The 15,234-nt window shown below is 46.2% G+C and carries 18 protein-coding genes; 13 read left to right on the top strand and 5 right to left on the bottom strand.

All coding sequences use genetic code 11. From position 1 onward, the window contains the following. Nucleotides 1–151 precede the first annotated feature (151 nt). The gene (locus tag F3I09_RS19360) at nt 152–1,303 is read left to right on the top strand and encodes a putative sensor domain DACNV-containing protein (RefSeq protein WP_188133870.1); all 1,152 of its coding nucleotides are present in this window, start codon (nt 152–154) and stop codon (nt 1,301–1,303) included. Between the two features lie 124 nt (nt 1,304–1,427). Here the strand turns inward: F3I09_RS19360 and F3I09_RS19355 are convergent, their stop codons facing one another. Continuing rightward, nucleotides 1,428–2,165 carry a 4'-phosphopantetheinyl transferase superfamily protein gene (locus F3I09_RS19355; protein ID WP_149696687.1) on the bottom strand — a complete coding sequence of 246 codons (738 nt, stop codon included), beginning with the start codon at nt 2,163–2,165 and terminating at the stop codon, nt 1,428–1,430. Between the two features lie 335 nt (nt 2,166–2,500). Between F3I09_RS19355 and F3I09_RS19350 the strand changes: the two genes are divergently transcribed. From F3I09_RS19350 to F3I09_RS34800, 3 genes are all read left to right on the top strand, one after another. Next, a complete protein-coding gene (locus F3I09_RS19350; RefSeq protein WP_149696686.1) occupies nt 2,501–2,878 on the top strand; it encodes a response regulator in 378 nt (125 codons plus the stop codon). 442 nt (nt 2,879–3,320) lie between these two features. Next, complete coding sequence (locus F3I09_RS19345; RefSeq protein WP_149696685.1) at nt 3,321–3,857, top strand: hypothetical protein; 537 nt, start codon at nt 3,321–3,323, stop codon at nt 3,855–3,857. Nucleotides 3,858–4,027: 170 nt separating this feature from the next. Further along, nucleotides 4,028–4,339: a DUF6804 family protein gene (locus tag F3I09_RS34800; RefSeq protein ID WP_370512663.1), complete on the top strand. Its 312-nt coding sequence runs from the start codon at nt 4,028–4,030 to the stop codon at nt 4,337–4,339. A 9-nt stretch (nt 4,340–4,348) separates the two neighbouring features. Here F3I09_RS34800 and F3I09_RS19340 read toward each other — a convergent pair whose 3' ends face one another. Both F3I09_RS19340 and F3I09_RS19335 read right to left on the bottom strand, forming a co-directional pair. Further along, nucleotides 4,349–4,573, bottom strand: coding sequence for a hypothetical protein (locus F3I09_RS19340; RefSeq protein WP_149696684.1), 225 nt, complete (start codon nt 4,571–4,573; stop codon nt 4,349–4,351). Nucleotides 4,574–4,604: 31 nt separating this feature from the next. Further along, nucleotides 4,605–4,901: a CinA family protein gene (locus F3I09_RS19335; RefSeq protein ID WP_223233302.1), complete on the bottom strand. Its 297-nt coding sequence runs from the start codon at nt 4,899–4,901 to the stop codon at nt 4,605–4,607. Nucleotides 4,902–5,361: 460 nt separating this feature from the next. On the opposite strand from F3I09_RS19335, the gene F3I09_RS19330 reads away from it, so the two are divergent. Further along, complete coding sequence (locus F3I09_RS19330; protein WP_149696682.1) at nt 5,362–6,411, top strand: glycosyltransferase; 1,050 nt, start codon at nt 5,362–5,364, stop codon at nt 6,409–6,411. Between the two features lie 107 nt (nt 6,412–6,518). Here F3I09_RS19330 and F3I09_RS19325 read toward each other — a convergent pair whose 3' ends face one another. After that, the gene (locus F3I09_RS19325) at nt 6,519–7,490 is read right to left on the bottom strand and encodes a glycosyltransferase family 2 protein (protein WP_149696681.1); all 972 of its coding nucleotides are present in this window, start codon (nt 7,488–7,490) and stop codon (nt 6,519–6,521) included. A gap of 727 nt (nt 7,491–8,217) precedes the next feature. On the opposite strand from F3I09_RS19325, the gene F3I09_RS19320 reads away from it, so the two are divergent. The 8 genes from F3I09_RS19320 to F3I09_RS19285 are packed head-to-tail and all read left to right on the top strand — an operon-like array spanning nt 8,218 to nt 14,409. After that, nucleotides 8,218–9,360, top strand: a complete 1,143-nt coding sequence (locus F3I09_RS19320) for an NAD(P)/FAD-dependent oxidoreductase (protein ID WP_149696680.1) — start codon at nt 8,218–8,220, stop codon at nt 9,358–9,360. Next, nucleotides 9,350–10,063: a methyltransferase domain-containing protein gene (locus tag F3I09_RS19315; protein ID WP_149696679.1), complete on the top strand. Its 714-nt coding sequence runs from the start codon at nt 9,350–9,352 to the stop codon at nt 10,061–10,063. Before F3I09_RS19320 ends, F3I09_RS19315 begins: the two co-directional genes overlap by 11 nt. Further along, a complete protein-coding gene (locus F3I09_RS19310) occupies nt 10,060–11,112 on the top strand; it encodes a type III polyketide synthase (protein ID WP_149696678.1) in 1,053 nt (350 codons plus the stop codon). The genes F3I09_RS19315 and F3I09_RS19310 overlap by 4 nt, the downstream gene beginning before the upstream one ends. Further along, nucleotides 11,106–11,906 carry an SDR family oxidoreductase gene (locus F3I09_RS19305; RefSeq protein WP_149696677.1) on the top strand — a complete coding sequence of 267 codons (801 nt, stop codon included), beginning with the start codon at nt 11,106–11,108 and terminating at the stop codon, nt 11,904–11,906. The genes F3I09_RS19310 and F3I09_RS19305 overlap by 7 nt, the downstream gene beginning before the upstream one ends. Next, nucleotides 11,903–12,349: a 3-hydroxyacyl-ACP dehydratase FabZ family protein gene (locus F3I09_RS19300; RefSeq protein ID WP_149696676.1), complete on the top strand. Its 447-nt coding sequence runs from the start codon at nt 11,903–11,905 to the stop codon at nt 12,347–12,349. Before F3I09_RS19305 ends, F3I09_RS19300 begins: the two co-directional genes overlap by 4 nt. Then, nucleotides 12,342–13,613, top strand: coding sequence for a beta-ketoacyl synthase (locus F3I09_RS19295; protein WP_149696675.1), 1,272 nt, complete (start codon nt 12,342–12,344; stop codon nt 13,611–13,613). Before F3I09_RS19300 ends, F3I09_RS19295 begins: the two co-directional genes overlap by 8 nt. A 5-nt stretch (nt 13,614–13,618) precedes the next feature. Next, nucleotides 13,619–13,873 carry a phosphopantetheine-binding protein gene (locus F3I09_RS19290; RefSeq protein ID WP_089831408.1) on the top strand — a complete coding sequence of 85 codons (255 nt, stop codon included), beginning with the start codon at nt 13,619–13,621 and terminating at the stop codon, nt 13,871–13,873. Beyond that, entirely contained in the window at nt 13,870–14,409 is a 540-nt protein-coding gene (locus F3I09_RS19285) for a 4'-phosphopantetheinyl transferase superfamily protein (RefSeq protein ID WP_149696674.1), read from the top strand. The genes F3I09_RS19290 and F3I09_RS19285 overlap by 4 nt, the downstream gene beginning before the upstream one ends. A 159-nt stretch (nt 14,410–14,568) precedes the next feature. On the opposite strand, the gene F3I09_RS19280 is transcribed toward F3I09_RS19285, so the two are convergent. After that, the gene (locus F3I09_RS19280; RefSeq protein ID WP_149696673.1) at nt 14,569–15,234 is read right to left on the bottom strand and encodes an HAD-IA family hydrolase; all 666 of its coding nucleotides are present in this window, start codon (nt 15,232–15,234) and stop codon (nt 14,569–14,571) included.

Below are 15,234 nucleotides of genomic sequence, written 5' to 3'. Positions count from 1 at the left end.
TGGCTTAAAGAGGAACTCTAAGATCATAATAATCCTTTCGCATATTCATTGAAATGGCATAAGAAGGCATATGAAGGGAATAAGTGGTATATTTTGGGGCATAGAATAAAAGGTTAATTTTGAAGCCGGCTCTAATTTGTATTGTATAGCTATGGATTTGACACTAGACTCAACTTATCAGGCTGCCGTGAAGGTAGCCGACCAGATAGAAAACCATTTTTCCAAACACCTGGCCATTGCTGCTGTGAGTGGGGAAGAGGACCTGGCCACGGTTCCTCAGGCCAAATTTATTGAGAAAATGCTCGATGTGGCCTTCTGGGCCAGTCTGCGCAGGGAAGAAGGTGTTCCTACCCGCATTTCCCTGGCATTCCTGAACCCCTGTCAGGCAGGGAAACCATTGAAATTTGCACAAAAGCTCCCTTTCGATGTACGCGTACTCACTAAACTGGCTCCCGGGGTAGAACGGGCCGGTGTACATGTGGGCATCTGGTATGAAGGGGAACAGCTGTATATCTGGGGCACCACCCTTAAACTGCCCAATTTCTGCTTTGTACTGGACGTATCTGAGCCAGGATTGCTGGTGGTTAAACACCGTCGCAGTATCGGTCTGGGAAAGTTTGCCAACGTAGCGGTCCTGAAGGGCGACCAGGTAAAGATCGTGGATGAATCCTGCGGATTGCTGCCGGATAGTCCCGACATTCTGACCTCCCTGCTTGGACTGACCTCTTCCGCGATGTGGAACGATCCGGTAAATGTCCTGATCCAGATCGCTGTGTCCATGCGGGCGCATAAACGAGGCGGTATCCTATTGATGGTACCCTCGGGTAGTGAAAAATGGAAGGAATCTATCGTACACCCCTTAACATATCCGGTTTCTCCCGCTTTTACGGGCGTGGCTGACCTCATTCGCCAGGACGGGAGTAAAGTGACCGAAATATACTGGCAGAACGCTATGCGCCGGGAAGTGGATAATGTCACCGGCCTGACCGCCGTAGATGGCGCTACTGTCATCAATGACCGTCATGAACTAATAACCTTCGGGGCAAAGATCACCCGGGCTGCCTGGTCATCCAGGGGAGTAGACCGGGTGGTAATGATAGAACCCGTGATAGGAGGAACGCCTGAGCTGATGCATCCTTCCGCAATAGGGGGCACCAGGCACCTCTCTGCCGCACAGTTCGTTCATGATCAACGGGATGCCATTGCATTGGTAGCTTCCCAGGATGGCTATTTTACCGTCTTTTCCTGGTCGGAACAGGTTCAGCTGGTACAGGCCCACAGAATTGATACCTTATTGCTGTAAACCGCAAAAAGGAATCATTCACTGCAATCGGCGCCGTAGGTGCTGTGTGTTTATAGCGCAGGGCGATAACCCCGGGGGCAAAACGAAATCATTTGCTGTAATCAGCATAACGTGATCATACGCCTCAACGCGATACCGTTTCCCGGAAAAATTGCCAGAATTGGTCCAGATCAGGAGTCGTTTTACCGGGCACCACGATTGAGCAGACGTGAGCACCGGCATAGCAGGAAATCGCCCTGTATTGAATAAGATGTTTGAAATGGCTGGTATATAGATCTCCTTCTTTCGCCAGCGACTGGATCTCCAGTAGTTTGAGGTCCATGGTCAACCCGGTCCGGAGTATTTTCGACAGGGCTTCCTTCATCGTCCATATCATGGTACAGGTCACATCGCCCGGGAGAGGCACCGTGCCTGTCAGCGCCAGCTCATCAGCGGTCAGCTGTTCCTTAATGGCTTCTGTATTCGCCTTGTCTGTTCGTTCCAGGTCTATACCCAGTGGATGTACCTCCGGGTATGAAAGCGCTATACCCAGCCCATCGCAATGCGTAATGCTAACCTGTAGGTTACGCGTTACAGCATACTTTACTACCGGAAACTGAAAGATACCGGCCCCGATGGCGATCTTACCCAGATCTTCAAATGAAGATAATGCACCAATAGCTTTTTTGGCTGAGATCCGGCCTAAGAGATAACTCTCCCTACGTCTGTCAAATTTTAATGTTTCGTAATAAGATCGTTCTTCGGGATGTAAGAGGTTAATCTGTTGGGTAAGCTGTTCCGGGGCGGCATGCAGGATACAGAATCCGGCAGTGTGTGTACTGTTCTCCCGCTTTAATGTGAATTTACCTCGATGGATCAACATTATTATTACCTGTTTTCGATCTGTAAGGAAGGTACATTGGTTTTTTGAATTATACGTCGTGAAAATTTAAACAGTAAACGATTAAAATATGATCTCTGTCATGTTTCTTTTGATGTCTCGGTAAATTTCCTTACATTTATTTACACGACGGTTTTAACCATTTACCATTTGAATTGTTCGGGTCTTCAATAGTGTTTTACATTTGCATTATTCTTTCCTTTCATCCACCAGGAAACATTTGATTACCCCTATACGAAAAACAACTATTTATACGGGAATGACGGATAATAAATTTATCCCTTGAATACGATTGTCTCACTGCTTAATTTTTCTCTATGGTAAGGTCCATACTTCTGATTGATGACGACGCCGATGAAATAGATATTCTGAATGAGGCGGTAGAGATGGAGGGAAGTGGTAGTACCTGTGACTGGGCGGAAGGAGCCGAAATGGCTTACGGTGTATTACGGGTTACCCGGCCGGATCTCATTTTGCTTGATTACAACATGCCGGGACCTAACGGTCTGATTTGTCTTGAAGAGATCAAAAAGAGGAAAGAACTACAGCACATTCCAGTCATCATCTATTCTACGTGCATAGACTACAGCCTTCAACAGGAAGCGATCAGTAAAGGCGCTTTCCGTTGTATACAGAAACCCACCTCTGTATATGACCTGGTAAAAGAACTGAAAAATCTTTTTACCCAGGTATAAATATCAATCCCAGGTATACGACCAGGTATTCAGTAGCATTATATCAGCCATCATAAAACCGCAACACCCATAAAGTTGCTTGCAGGGCTATGAAAGCATGCTGCTTTGTGCATAAATATTCCCAGCCATTCTCCACAAGAGGCTTTTCATCCACGCTTTCCCGCCGGGCCTTTGCAATGTACCGGCGGCAAATCAGCCATTTGAGCCCCGGCTGAATGAAATATTTCCTGATATTATAAAACAGAATTGAACAGATATGCCGACGGCAAACTGAACGGCACTGGCATGGCAGATTATTTGTAATATTTCAAGTAAACTGGTAACATATGTTGGTGCCATCAATTATCCTGTTCCTTGTACTTATAGTCATTGTGTCTTACCTGGTCTTCCAGGCGGGAGACAAAACGGGGGATATGGGTAATAAAAATTAAAACGCAATGATATGGAAAAAGCATTCACACGTATAAAAAGCAGCGAGGAAAAGCAGGATATACAGGACAGTCCGCAGGATGAAGAAAAGATGCGGCGGGAGGAAACAGCAATGACGCTACCCGATGTCTCAGATATTCCGGGACAGGAACACATACATGTACCGCCACTCGGAGAACTGGCAGATACAACAATATCTTCCGATGATGAAGAAGGGAAAGGCATCCTGGATGACGAAGATGAAGATGATATAGACAATGAATCGGATGTTACTGAAGAAGAACGGCGGGATCTCGAAACCAGCGCTAATGTAACACCGGGAGAAGAAGATGCCGACAGTCTGAGAAGAGCCTCACTGGATAGTACTGACGATGACGGTGATCCGTTAAATGAAGGAAGCTTTGGAGAGGAAACATCCGGGGCTGATCTTGATGTGCCTGGTGCAGAGCTGGATGACGAGAATGAAGACATTGGGGCGGAAGATGAGGAAAATAATACCTATAGCAGAGGTAGTGATAGTAACGATAATATGACAGAAGGAACTCCCTGATAATCTCAATAATTTCAGTAGATAAAAATGGCCATTCTGTTTATACGGAATGGCCATTTTTATCTACTGAGGTTTATCGCACTGATGTTATTATACTATTTCCTATATTTGTCATCCACTTGCTGCTTTTGAAAAAACAGCGTATCCTATAACCCGAATACTAATTACCTATGAGGCTCTTAACGATACTAACCGGCCTTTTTCTACTTGCTTTCACATTTAAATTGCCCGACAGTTATTTTGCTACTCTCCGGATATTGGTACCGCTATCTTCTCTTTATCTGATTAAACAGGCATATGATAACGATGCCCATTCCCGGGTTTTTCTGTTCCTGATAATAATTGGGCTTTACAATCCTTTTATGCCAATAAGTATCTACCAGCATGGACTTTGGGTCCTTGTTCATATTACTGCAGGAATAATTTTCCTTACAAGAGGAATTAAGTGGCCGCAGGTAAAAAAAGAGGAAGAAGCCAGTTAACTCCTGTCTCTATTTCCTTGTTTTATCCTGGTAAGCATGATCCCATTCGAGGAGTGCCTCCTCTACTGATGCACCACTTCCAAACACTGCTGTCTCTTTATCGCAGCCAAGGATACAATGATACATATCTCCGTCCCTGAATACAGACGGACGGAAATTCTTTACAGACTCAGGAATACCTTCCCCGGTATAGTCAATATGTACCGTTTCTTTCTCAAGGGACAATCGTTCCATAAGATGCATTTTTTAGAAAAAGCGGCAAAGATTATTCCATGTCTGTATCAGATACGGCATCATAAAACTTTCGCAATACCGCATTCGTAAAATGCACTCTTACCATCAGCACATCATTGCGTGGGGCTGTGATGCGTTCATGTTTTACGCATTTATTCCTGTAATAGATCGTATAGTAGGCAAATAACTCATGAATGTGCTGTTCGGGTACGGGAGACGCATAGCCGGTAATGGCAATGCCCCAGTCTGCTGCAAAAAGCGATACCACCTGTGCCGCCATTTGGTCGGCCACTTTCTCAGATACACAGTTACAGTTACCTCCATGAATGGGATCTATAGATGTCTTGATTTCTGCCCGATGTTATAAGCTACTACGTATTTAATATGAGGACTTCCTGCTACAATTGAAAGTCTGAAAACCCGCTGCCAGGCCTCAATATCCGTCTGCCAATATATATACATTTTCTTTAAAACGTGAATAGGTTACCTTAAGTGTAGAACTCTTGCGTCAACTGTGCCATTCACTTTTTACATTATGCTGCTGGTAACAATTTTATCCTCATCCCTCTGCAGCGTTCGGTGGGGAAGCGCTTCCATGCAGCACTTACACAGAATTGACGGTAGCAGAAAATAATTGTCTAAAAATCAATTATTTCCAGCATCACATCTTTGGTTTGTTTATTGATCTTGCACCAGGACGAGCGTGAGAAAGAGTTTGCCTGGTGAATGATAAAAAGGTTATGAGCACATTTTGTTACTATAAAAGTCAATCCTATTTAATGACATATATGACGACTACACAACAAAAGCCAAGGCTGAAGATCTTTACCTGGCATATCCATGGAAGCTACCTGTATTACCTTTCTCAAGGCAATTTTGACATTTATATTCCTATCAACGATCAACGTACTCCAGGGTACTATGGTAGAGGAAAGACGTTTCCATTCGGTGATAATGTACATGAGGTCCCGGTGGGAATGGTGAAAGATTTAGACTTTGATGTCATCCTTTATCAGTCTACAAAAGATTACCTGGTGGAGCAGTATGATATTTTATCTCCCGCCCAGCGCAGGTTGCCAAGGGTCTACCTGGAACACAATACACCTGCCAAGAATCCTGTCACTACAAGACACGTTGTAAATGACCGCCGCATTTGCCTGGTACATGTAACACACTACAACCGGCTGATGTGGGATAATAATCGCACACCGGCTACTGTGATCGAACATGGTGTGACGATGCCTGATGTGCCATACACAGGAGAACTGGCCAAGGGACTTGTTGCCATCAATCATTTGCCGCAGCGGGGCAGAGGGCTGGGCTGGGACATCTTCCAGCATGTCCGTAATATATTACCCATCGACCTCGTAGGAATGGGCAACGGGAAGGATGGTCTTGGAGAGGTATTATATCCGCAACTGCCATCAGTCAGAAGCAGGTACCGGTTCTATTTCCATCCTGTAAGGCATACCAGCCTGGCGCTGGCTGTTTGTGAAGCGATGATGCAAGGTATGCCTGTTGTAGGCCTGGCAACCACCGAGCTGGTGACAGTGATCGAAAATGGCAGGAATGGATTCATTCACACAGATATTAATTATCTGATCAAAAAAATGAAGCTGTTGCTGAATGAGCCGGAACTGGCAGCACAAATGGGGGAGGTAGCGAGAGCTGCCGCAATGAAACGGTTTAATATAGATCGCTTTACAGCAGACTGGGAAAGATTGTTTGAGACAGTCTGTAGTGGAAACATGAACGAGATTATTTATACAGACCAACTATTTGGAAAGCCGGCAATAGAGTCTGATCACAGCACTATTGCCAGCGATAAACTGATCTGAAAATAAGTATATGGGAAGGAGGATTGCGTTCATCAGTGAACATGCCTGCACAACATATCTCCCAATTGTAATGCGCGGAAAACCGCTATCTTATGATGATTGAGGCATCACAGGTAAAATACTTTGTAACGCCATGCCCCGTAGAGGCTCCAGTAAGTAGCCGCAAAGGGAATGGCTGCTGATGTAATGATCATTTCAAGAACATGTGAAGCGGCATGCGAAGTATGTTTCAGCCGCTTACCTGCAAAGAGACCAATCATCAATAACCATGCACCAAGTAATACAACTGATGCGGTGTATGCAGCATACAGCGCGAAAATGACAGCCAGTACAAAACAACAGATCATCAGATAGTAATTCCATGCAGGCCTCGGCTGGATCCTTTCCCTGTACAGTTTGGGGAATTTCTTATATAACAATGCGTTGAAAATGTTTTTACGCTGTTCACGTATACTTATTCCCCAGCGGGCTTTCCGTGCAGGATGTAGCACGATGGCGTTTTTAAGATGATAAATGGGAATGCGCTGTTGTAATAACCTGAACTCAAGATCACTGTCTTCCCGCCAGGCTGTTTCAAAAGATTCATCAAAACCATTAACCATTTCTAAAGCCTGTCTTGTACAGGCACAATTGGCGGTCACAAAGTCTGCTTTTTCCAGTTGAGCTGTATGCCATTCATAATCCGTGGGGCGCCCTTTTATAGGTACTACTATGTGCCCTGTATAAACTGCGGCAGCTTCACCTTTCCATGCCTGCCAGATGTTCTGCAGCCAGTATGGATCAGGAATAGTATCATCATCAGTAAATGCGATCATTGGCGCATCAGAAGCACGCCATCCCGCATTTCTTGCAGCAGCGGGACCTCTTTTAACAGGCAGCAGCAGATACTTTACTTCTATCAGCCCGGCATATTTCCAGCTACAGGCCAGTTGCCGGGTGTATTTATCCGGACCATCACTGACCACAATTACATCAAAGGCGCTTTTGTCAAACTCCTGTTCCTCTAATGCCCTCAGGCAACGGGACAGTAATTCCGGACGTTTGTAAGTGGGTACTACCACAGTGATCTTCTTTTCCATTGGCGGGTTATTTTTGAGCAGAAAGAAAAAGCGGGTCCCATGGAGGTACCCACTTTTCGGTACAAATTGCGATGGTTGTCTTAACGGAATATCCAGATGTTTGTCTTTTGCATACGGATCTGTTTAGTGAAGTGATAAATTACAAATCAAGGGTACATTTGACAGCGTTCAAAGATTACGCCATGACGCCCGTCCGTAAAGAATGCGTTGTCTGCTCCGGTGAAAGGGAAAGGTTATCTACACACGTATGTAAAATGAGAAACAGTTATCGTGAAACACTTGAAGGAAGTGTTATATGGCATGTTTATAGCCGGAAGAAAATCTGGTGAGCAGAAATGAACGTTACTGACAGGCTAAGGCAACAACGTACTCATGTAGAGAATGTGGCAATGGTTTATCAGACCCGCTTAATGCCATTTATAATTTCCCCTTCCCTCGTTTTTGCGTTCTGTGGACATGGGTCCCAATGGCGTAAATAATCTTGTTAATACTGTCTCAGCAACCGCGATCAGCAGGGTTGTACTTAAAGCCGGAAAGGGGCGCTTCCGGTTTTATCTGCTGATCATGACTGTGATTAAGCGACATTTTTTTAAGTGCAACAGTTGTATCATAACGACATATATAAAGAATAATATTTGGTTTTTCATATCAGGAAAATAACGTACACTTGTTGCAACATGTAGTTTGATATTTAATATTCAGGTGCTTAAAATCAATTAGTTAATAAATGCCGGGGGCTGACGTCATTATTGTAGGAGGAGGATTAGCCGGTTTAACCGGCGCCTTGCACCTGCTGCGTGCAGGGCTGCGGGTTACTGTTATTGAAAAATACCCGTTTCCAAGACATAAGGTGTGCGGAGAATATATCTCCAACGAGGTATTGCCTTACCTGCAATGGCTGGGAGCGGATCCTGCGGTGCTGCAACCTGCCAGGATCGACCGGGTCAGGATCTCGGCAGTTTCCGGTAAAAGCGTGGAAGCCGGGTTGCCCCTGGGTGGTTTTGGTATCAGCCGCTACCTGCTGGACCAGTTCCTGATGCAGCGGATGGTGGCAGCCGGAGGGATACTGCTGGAAGACACGGTGATTGACATCTCCTTTGAAAATGACCGGTTTACGGTTAATACAGCCCTCGACCAGCAGCTGGCTGCCCGCTTTGTAATAGGGGCCTATGGGAAAAGGTCAGGACTGGATCAACAGCTGTTACGGGACTTCTCCTCTCAAAAGTCCCCCTGGCTGGCAGTTAAGAGCCATTATGAAGGCGATTTTCCGGACGGGTTGGTAGCACTGCATAATTTCATGGGTGGGTATTGCGGTGTATCCAAAGTGGAGAATAATATCATCAATATCTGCTACCTCGTCAGTTATGATAGTTTCAGACGGTTTAAAAATATCACCGCACATCAGCAGGAAGTGCTCTACCGTAATCCGCATCTGAAAGAAATCCTGGAACATAGCCGGCCGCTGTTTGAGCGCCCGATTAGCATCAGCCAGGTATCGTTTGCGGAAAAGCAGAAAGTGGACAAGCACATCCTGATGACAGGCGATACAGCAGGTCTTATCCATCCGCTTTGCGGAAACGGCATGGCGATGGCTATACACAGTGCAAAGATCGCCGCAGAACAGATATTGGCCTTCTTTTCAGGTCAGCTGCCTTCCAGGCAGGAACTGGAAATGAATTATGCCAGGGCCTGGAAAAAAGAATTTAATAAACGGATGCAGGCAGGCAAGATACTGTCTGCTGTTTTCCGGAAACAGGAGCTGGCAGCAGGTATTATGAGTGGCCTGGTGCTCTTCCCGGCGCTGCTGCCTGTCATAATCAGGCAGACACATGGAAAACCTTTTAAAATGCAAACTACGTATGTTCGTTAATACCAATCAGAGAACTCTTGCACCCGAGATCATGGATGACCTCCAAATGGAGGGGGAGGAGCTGAGGAACACGCTGAACCAGATCGCAGATATTAATCAGCTGTTAGGAGGAAACAGCATCACACTGGAAGGTATAAGCCTGCTGATGGAGAATGTGCCGCCGGGAAAGGAAGTGACTATCGTTGATATCGGCTGTGGGAATGGCGACATGCTGCGCGCACTGGCTAAGATGGCTGGTAAAAAAGGCTGGCGGATAAAGCTTGTCGGTGTCGATGCTAACGCATATACTGTTAATTATGCGGGCGTTTTATCCGCACAATACCCGGAAATCACTTACTATTGTATGGATATCCTGGGCGAAAAATTCAGGGAAATGCAATACGATATCGTATTATGTACGCTTACACTGCATCACTTTGAAGACCGGCAAATCATAAAACTGATGTCACTTTTCCGCAGGAATGCTACTATCGGGATTGTTATTAATGACTTGCACAGAAGCGCACTGGCATACCGTCTGTTCCAGCTTTTCAGCAGGCTGACGGGAATGGGAAGGATGCCGAAGGAAGATGGACTGGTATCCATCCTGCGCGGATTTAAAAGAAAAGAAATACAGGAACTGTCACGAAAATTGAATTTCAACCAATATACACTCAGATGGAAATGGGCTTTCCGTTATCAGTGGATAATTACTAATGTATGAGCGTTAAAATAACAGCAGTATCGAAAGCCTTACCTCCATATACCAGAAGCACGGAAGAGATCATGCCCTTTCTTGATATCTGGTTGTCCGGCCAGGAAGACCGTTTTGCCAGAAAAGTTAAAAAGATCTTTGAGAATGCAGCTGTTGACAGACGCTACTCTATTATGAACCCTGAAGAAGTGTTTACGAGCACTTCCTTTGAAGAAAAGAACGACATTTATGTAAGAGAAGTGATTAAACTGGGTAGCCAGTGTCTGGTGAACGCATTGGAAAAAGCAGGTCTTGAAGCAACGGACCTGGACTACATCATCACTGTCAGTTGTACCGGTATCATGATCCCCTCACTGGATGCATACCTGATCAACCTTCTGCAGCTACGCCAGGATATTGTGCGTTTGCCGGTAACAGAGATGGGATGTGCTGCCGGGATCTCCGGGATGATCTACGCTAACAAGTTCCTGGAAGCTAATCCGGGTAAAAGGGCGGCAGTGATAGCCATAGAGTCGCCTACCGCTACGTTCCAGCTGGAAGACTACTCCATGCCCAATATTGTGAGCGCAGCTATTTTCGGGGATGGCGCCGCCTGTGCAATTCTTTCTTCCCATGAAGATGACAATGGTCCGCAGATAATCGGAGATGGGATGTACCATTTCTATGAAGCCGAACATTTAATGGGTTTTAAGCTCACTAATACCGGTTTGCAGATGGTCCTGGATGTAGAGGTCCCAAATACAATTGCAGCCCATTTTCCGGCTATTATACACCCGTTCCTGGATAAATATGGTTACCGTATAGAAGACATTGACCACCTGATCTTCCATCCCGGGGGAAAGAAGATCATCCAGACCGTGGAAGAACTGTTCGGAGAAATGGGAAAGAATATTGACGATACAAAAGAAGTGCTGCGTTTATACGGCAATATGTCTAGCGCTACCGTGCTGTATGTATTGGAACGTTTTATGGACAGAGGTGTGCCGGCCGGTGAGAAGGGACTGCTGCTGAGTTTTGGCCCGGGCTTTTCCGCACAGCGAATATTGTTACAATGGTAAAGGAATTTGCATCACATCATTACTGGGCTTTAATACTTGGCGGTAGCAGTGGTTTAGGGCGGGCGTCGGCCCGTAAGCTTGCAATGCATGGCATGAATGTCTGTATTGTACACAGGGACACGCGGGTGGATATGGAGCGCATCAGCGAAGATCTTGACGCTATCAGCGCTTCCGGTGTACAGGTGCTTGCGTTCAATGTTGATGCTGTCAACCCCGCTAAACGACAGGAAGTACTGACAGCGCTGAAGTCTGCCATGGGCGAAAAGGGCCGCGTCAGAACGCTCGTGCATAGTATTGCAAAAGGTAATCTCAAAGCTATGAACAGTGACAAGGCCAGACTAAACAACGACGACTTTCACATTACGCTTGACAACATGGCTATCAGCCTGTACGACTGGACACAGGAGCTGGTACAGCAACAGCTCTTTGCGCCTGATGCAAGAGTACTTTCTTTTACCAGTGAAGGCAGCAGTAAGGCATGGAAACACTATGGCGCCGTAGCGGCAGCCAAAGCGGCACTTGAGTCGATCAGCCGTCATATTGCCCTGGAATTTGCACCGCTGGGTCTGAGGGCGAACTGTATACAGGCAGGTGTAACTGAAACCCGCTCTATGCAACTGATACCCGGCAGTGAAGACATTATCGCATATACAAAACAGCGTAACCCCTTTCATCGCCTTACTACCCCTGAAGATGTAGCTAATGTCGTTTATCTTTTGTGTAAAGATGAAGCAGCATGGATCAATGGGGCGGTGATTCCGGTGAATGGTGGTGAACATATCAGTCAGGCATGACAATACAAGAGATTCTGCAGAAATTACCCTTTGCGCCACCCTTCCTCTTTGTAGATGGACTGGACCATATCGACAGTGAGAAAGTACAGGGACACTTTATCTTCAGGGAAGATATGGACTGTTACAAAGGCCATTTCAAAGGATATCCCGTTACTCCCGGCGTACTGCTAACGGAAGTAATGGCACAGACAGGACTGGTCTGCCTGGGTATTTATCTTTTGGGCGATGAAGTATTGGCGGAAAGTATGACCTTTGGCCTGACATCCACAGAAATAGAATTCCTGCGCCCTGTTTTTCCCGGAGAGAAAGTGACGGTCTATGCAGAAAAGGTGTATTTCCGTTTCGGAAAATTGAAGTGCCGGGTCACACTGAAAAACGAAGCACAGCAGGACGTATGCACCGGTACTATTGCCGGAATGATCATTAGCAAACCACATGAATAAAAGAGTAGTTGTAACAGGCCTCGGTGTAGCCGCTCCAAATGGTGTTGGCATTCCCGCTTTTGCAGAAGCTATCAAAACAGGTACTTCCGGTATCCGCCATGATAATGAGCTGGCAGCTTTACAGTTCTCCTGCCAGATAGCAGGAAAACCTGAAGTGTCGGAATCACTGCAGTTACAATACCTGGAGGCGCTCGAACTGAGGAATTTCAACAGCAATGGCATCCTTTACGGGCTCATTGCCGGCATAGATGCCTGGAAAGATGCTCAGCTACCGGTGGGCGCTGACCTGGACCCTGACTGGGATAGCGGTACTATCTTTGGCGCAGGGTCGGCCGGGGTGGATAAAATGCGTGAGGCTATTTATAAAGTAGACGCGCTGCAGGTACGCCGGCTGGGTAGTACGGTAGTACCTCAAACGATGGCTAGTGGTATTAGTGCGTGGCTGGGAGGTAAGCTGGCCCTTGCTAACCAGGTGACCACCAATTCATCTGCCTGTGCTACGGGGGCGGAAAGTGTGCTGATGGCTTATGAGCGTATTCGTAATGGATATGCAAAGCGGATGCTGGCTGGCAGTACCAGTGATGCGGGGCCTTATATCTGGGGTGGTTTCGATGGACTGAAAGTCTGCACTTTTAAACACAACGATCATCCTGCTGCTGGTTCCCGTCCTATGAGCGCTTCCGCCGGTGGCTTTGTTCCGGGCAGTGGAGCAGGAGCATTGGTACTGGAATCGCTGGACAGTGCATTGGAACGTGGCGCGGTTATCTACGCAGAAGTATTGGGCGGACATATTAACGCAGGTGCACAAAGAGGCGATGGCTCTATGACGGCGCCCAACAGCACAGCTGTACAGCGTTGTATTCGTGAGGCCATTAAAGCCGCAGGCGTAGCGCCGCAGGAGATAGATGCCATTAACGGACATCTGACAGCTACGGGAAAGGATGCACTGGAAATTGAGAACTGGAGTATAGCACTGGGAAGAAAAGGAAAGGACTTCCCCTATATCAATGCCCTGAAATGTATGATCGGGCATTGCCTCAGCGCTTCCGGCAGTATAGAGCTGGTAGCTGCTGTATTACAACTGCACGAAGGCTTCCTGTTCCCTAATATCAATTGCGAAGACCTGCATCCCGATATAGCTGCTATTATTGATCCGGAAAAAATACCTCAGGAGTTGCTTCATAAAGAATTAAATTTGATTGCGAAAGCCAGCTTTGGCTTTGGAGATGTGAATGCCTGTGTGATATTAAAGAAGTATAAATAAAACCAATGGATAAAGAAACGCTGATAACACAATTAAAGGAAATCGTAAAACCCTATGCGAAGAACGAGGAAGCGTTGTTGAACATTAATGAAAACACAGATTTTGTTAATGACCTCAAGATCAACTCTGCCAACCTGGTAGATGTGGTGTTGGATGTGGAAGAACAATTCAATATTGTGATCGACAATGAATCAATGGAGCGTATGCTGAATGTAAAATCTGCAATAGAGATCATAGAAGCCAAATTAGGCGCGCAATGATCGGTAACGATATCATAGATCTCCATCTTGCAGGCCAGGAAAGTAACTGGCAAAGAAAAGGATACCTCAGCAAGATCTTTACAGCTGCCGAGCAGGAGATGATCTGTCAGGCTTCCGTACCTTCAGATATGGTATGGCTGCTCTGGAGCTGTAAAGAAGCTGCCTACAAGATTGTTAACCGCCTTACAAATGTAAGAATATATAATCCCGCAAAGTTTAGCTGCTCACTCCCGGACGACCAGGGTGATACTGTCAGAGGCAGCGTACTGCATGAAGCCCAGACCTATTCTTTCATCAGCTATCGCAATAGTAGTTGCATCCATACGGTAGCAGTCTCTCACGATATCTTCCTCAGCAGTATTGATGTTTATACAGGGGGCAGCCTGCCACTGGATTTATTTACCAATAAATCACTGGTGAAAAACCAGGATGGCATACCCTATCTTATGAATTGCTTCACGTATTCCCCAATACCTGTTTCTATCAGTCATCATGGTAATTACGTCGGTTTGGTGCAGCAGAAAGCTGTGCTGTAAAGGCCGGAAAAGATGTCCCAAAAGTATGGTATGTTTGGTATAGGCAGCCGTAGGAGCTATGGAACTCTCCCTGGCTTTGCCGTGCGCGCATATCAGTTTATTTATCGGGCAATGGGCTGCCCCGTTCCTGTGGGTATTTACAGTGTTTCACTGTGTACACTAAAGTTCGCCAGTATTATTAAGCGAAAGAAGCGAAGGGAGGTCTTTCATTGCATAGAAAACAGTGGCGCCTTCTTTTCTGAGTTCCTCGCCGTTAAAAGGTTTGGCATATCCAAATACCCGGAAACCTCCTCTATGTGCGGCAATAACGCCCGCTTTGCTGTCTTCAATCACTACACATTCAGCAGGAGAAAAGCCCATTACTTCGGCGGCATGCAGGAAAATACCAGGATCTGGTTTCCAGCTGTTGATCTCGTAGCCGCTGAATATCCTGTTACCTTCTTCAAAGTAAGAGATCAGTCCTGTAACGGTCAGGTTCAGCTTCATTTTTTCTACCGGTCCGCTGGATGCTACGCAAAATGGAATGGTCAGATTATCGAGGATCTCTTTAATGCCATTTACCGGGCGCATTTCTGTTTTGAAGATCTCATAGGAGCGGGTGCGAAAGGCCTGTTCAAAGTCTTCCGGAAGCGGACTACTGGCCTTCTGTTGCAGGATCTTGATACCTTCTTTCAGGCGGATGCCGCTAAATTCCTCCACGGCCTCCTGAAGGTCCATAGTAACGCCATACTGGGATGCCATATCGAGCAATACTTTTACACCTAATACCTCGCTATCTACCAATACACCGTCACAATCAAATATGATACATCCTGGCTTTCTCAT

This window comes from Chitinophaga sp. CF418, from assembly GCF_900142925.1.
Classification (GTDB): Bacteria; Bacteroidota; Bacteroidia; order Chitinophagales; family Chitinophagaceae; genus Chitinophaga.
Note: the sequence above shows the minus strand (reverse complement) of the source record. Positions and strands in the feature narration are given on the sequence as shown.